Below are 2,705 nucleotides of genomic sequence, written 5' to 3'. Positions count from 1 at the left end.
TGAACTTTAATCAGGGGCACCCCTTTCCTCTTTGTTTTCCGATCCACATTCACCGGATAAATTTTATTCTCCAGTGTTATATACTATAGGGGGGTATGCATTGACATATAGCATACCCTATAGTATATTGCGTGCAGATAATGAGGTGCGAAATGCCCAGTACTCCGGAAGAGAAGAAAAAGGTCCTTACTCGAGTTCGTCGTATTCGAGGGCAGATTGATGCTCTGGAACGGTCGCTGGAGGGTGATGCCGAATGCCGTGCCATACTCCAACAGATCGCTGCCGTTCGGGGCGCGGCTAATGGGCTGATGGCAGAAGTGCTTGAAAGCCATATCCGGGAAACGTTTGACCGAAATGACTGCTACAGCCGCGAAGTCAGCCAATCCGTTGACGACACTATTGAACTGGTTCGAGCCTATCTTAAATAGCTGAATCTATTACCATATTGAGGAAGAGCGAGAGATGAAATCACGTGCTGCCGTTGCATTTGCTCCCGGTAAACCGCTGGAAATCGTTGAAATTGACGTTGCACCACCGAAAAAAGGTGAAGTGCTGATTAAAGTCACCCATACCGGCGTTTGCCATACCGACGCATTTACCCTCTCCGGGGATGACCCGGAAGGTGTATTCCCGGTGGTTCTCGGTCACGAAGGGGCCGGCGTTGTGGTTGAAGTCGGTGAAGGCGTAACCAGCGTCAAACCTGGCGACCATGTGATCCCGCTTTACACCGCGGAGTGCGGCGAGTGTGAGTTCTGTCGTTCTGGCAAAACTAACCTCTGTGTTGCGGTTCGCGAAACCCAGGGTAAAGGCTTGATGCCAGACGGCACCACCCGTTTTTCTTACAACGGGCAGCCGCTTTATCACTACATGGGGTGCTCTACATTCAGTGAATACACCGTGGTCGCGGAAGTGTCTCTGGCCAAAATTAATCCAGAAGCAAACCATGAACACGTCTGCCTGCTGGGCTGTGGCGTGACCACCGGTATTGGCGCGGTGCACAACACAGCTAAAGTCCAGCCAGGTGATTCTGTTGCCGTGTTTGGTCTTGGCGCGATTGGTCTGGCAGTGGTTCAGGGCGCGCGTCAGGCGAAAGCGGGACGGATTATCGCTATTGATACGAACCCGAAGAAATTCGATCTGGCGCGTCGCTTCGGTGCTACCGACTGCATTAACCCGAATGACTACGACAAACCGATTAAAGATGTCCTGCTGGATATCAACAAATGGGGTATCGACCATACCTTTGAATGCATCGGTAACGTCAACGTGATGCGTGCGGCGCTGGAAAGTGCGCACCGCGGCTGGGGTCAGTCGGTGATCATCGGGGTCGCGGGTTCTGGTCAGGAAATCTCCACCCGTCCATTCCAGTTGGTCACTGGTCGCGTATGGAAAGGTTCCGCGTTTGGCGGCGTGAAAGGTCGTTCCCAGTTACCGGGCATGGTTGAAGATGCGATGAAAGGTGATATCGATCTGGAACCGTTTGTCACGCATACCATGAGCCTTGATGAAATTAATGACGCCTTCGACCTGATGCATGAAGGCAAATCCATTCGAACCGTAATTCGTTACTGATTTCCCGCAGGTATACCCCGTCCACTTCAGACGGGGTTCTTAATACTCTCCCCGGGCAGCCGTCCGGGGGATTAACCGTGAGATAATGACTGATGGAACTCATTGAAAAACATGCCAGCTTTGGCGGCTGGCAAAATGTGTATCGGCATTATTCCCAATCATTGAAATGTGAAATGAATGTCGGCGTCTATCTCCCGCCAAAAGCCGCAAGTGAAAAATTACCGGTGCTGTACTGGCTTTCGGGCCTGACCTGCAATGAGCAGAATTTCATTACTAAATCGGGGATGCAGCGTTACGCGGCTGAGCACAACATTATTATTGTTGCGCCGGACACCAGTCCGCGAGGCAGTCATGTCGCAGATGCCGACCGTTACGATCTCGGGCAAGGTGCCGGGTTTTACCTGAACGCGACGCAAGCGCCGTGGAATGAACATTACAAAATGTATGACTATATCCGCAACGAGCTGCCGGATTTAGTGATGCATCATTTTCCGGCAACGGCCAAAAAGTCTATCTCTGGTCATTCTATGGGCGGGCTGGGCGCGCTGGTGCTGGCGTTACGTAACCCAGATGAATATGTCAGCGTCTCGGCGTTTTCGCCCATTGTCTCCCCATCGCAAGTACCGTGGGGACAGCAAGCCTTTGCCGCATATCTTGGTGAAAATAAAGATGCCTGGTTGGATTACGATCCGGTGAGTCTTATTTCACAAGGTCAACGCGTTGCGGAAATCATGGTTGATCAGGGGTTGAGTGATGATTTTTACGCGGAACAGCTGCGGACTCCAAATCTTGAAAAGATCTGCCAGGAGATGAATATCAAGACGTTGGTAATGACTCCAACTTACTGATAGTGTTTTATGTTCAGATAATGCCCGATGACCTTGTCATGCAGCTCCACCGATTTTGAGAACGACAGTGACTTCCGTCCCAGCCTTGCCAGATGTTGTCTCAGATTCAGATTATGTCGCTCAATGCGCTGAGTGTAACGCTTGCTGATAACGTGCAGCTTTCCCTTCAGGCGTGATTCATACAGCGGCCAGCCATCCGTCATCCATACCACGACCTCAAAGGCCGACAGCAGGCTCAGAAGACGCTCCAGTGTGGCCAGAGTGCGTTCACCGAAGACGTGCGCC

Annotated in this window: 2 protein-coding genes and 2 pseudogenes; 3 read left to right on the top strand and 1 reads right to left on the bottom strand. The window is 51.6% G+C overall.

Features of this window, described 5'->3' with window-relative positions; genetic code table 11:
- Positions 1–152: 152 nt before the first annotated feature.
- The 3 genes and pseudogenes from frmR to fghA all read left to right on the top strand — a co-directional run.
- Positions 153–428 carry a formaldehyde-responsive transcriptional repressor FrmR gene (frmR, locus tag BFF42_RS14705; RefSeq protein WP_001141271.1) on the top strand — a complete coding sequence of 92 codons (276 nt, stop codon included), beginning with the start codon at positions 153–155 and terminating at the stop codon, positions 426–428.
- 34 nt (positions 429–462) lie between these two features.
- On the top strand, positions 463–1,572 hold the full coding sequence (gene frmA, locus BFF42_RS14700) for an S-(hydroxymethyl)glutathione dehydrogenase (protein WP_000842102.1): 1,110 nt from the start codon (positions 463–465) through the stop codon (positions 1,570–1,572).
- A 92-nt stretch (positions 1,573–1,664) separates the two neighbouring features.
- Positions 1,665–2,402 (top strand): annotated as a pseudogene (gene fghA, locus BFF42_RS14695) (S-formylglutathione hydrolase); the annotation flags it as partial.
- An 11-nt stretch (positions 2,403–2,413) separates the two neighbouring features.
- Here fghA and BFF42_RS14690 read toward each other — a convergent pair.
- Positions 2,414–2,705 (bottom strand): annotated as a pseudogene (locus tag BFF42_RS14690) (IS1-like element IS1X2 family transposase); the annotation flags it as partial.

This window comes from Shigella sp. FC1661, assembly GCF_001712525.1.
Lineage (GTDB): Bacteria > Pseudomonadota > Gammaproteobacteria > Enterobacterales > Enterobacteriaceae > Escherichia > Escherichia coli.
Note: the sequence above shows the minus strand (reverse complement) of the source record. Positions and strands in the feature narration are given on the sequence as shown.

Bases quoted from the DNA above. Each gene is read 5' to 3' on its own strand.
- frmR (WP_001141271.1), top strand. From the start codon at position 153: ATGCCCAGTACTCCGGAAGAGAAGAAAAAGGTCCTTACTCGAGTTCGT.
- frmA (WP_000842102.1), top strand. From the start codon at position 463: ATGAAATCACGTGCTGCCGTTGCATTTGCTCCCGGTAAACCGCTGGAA.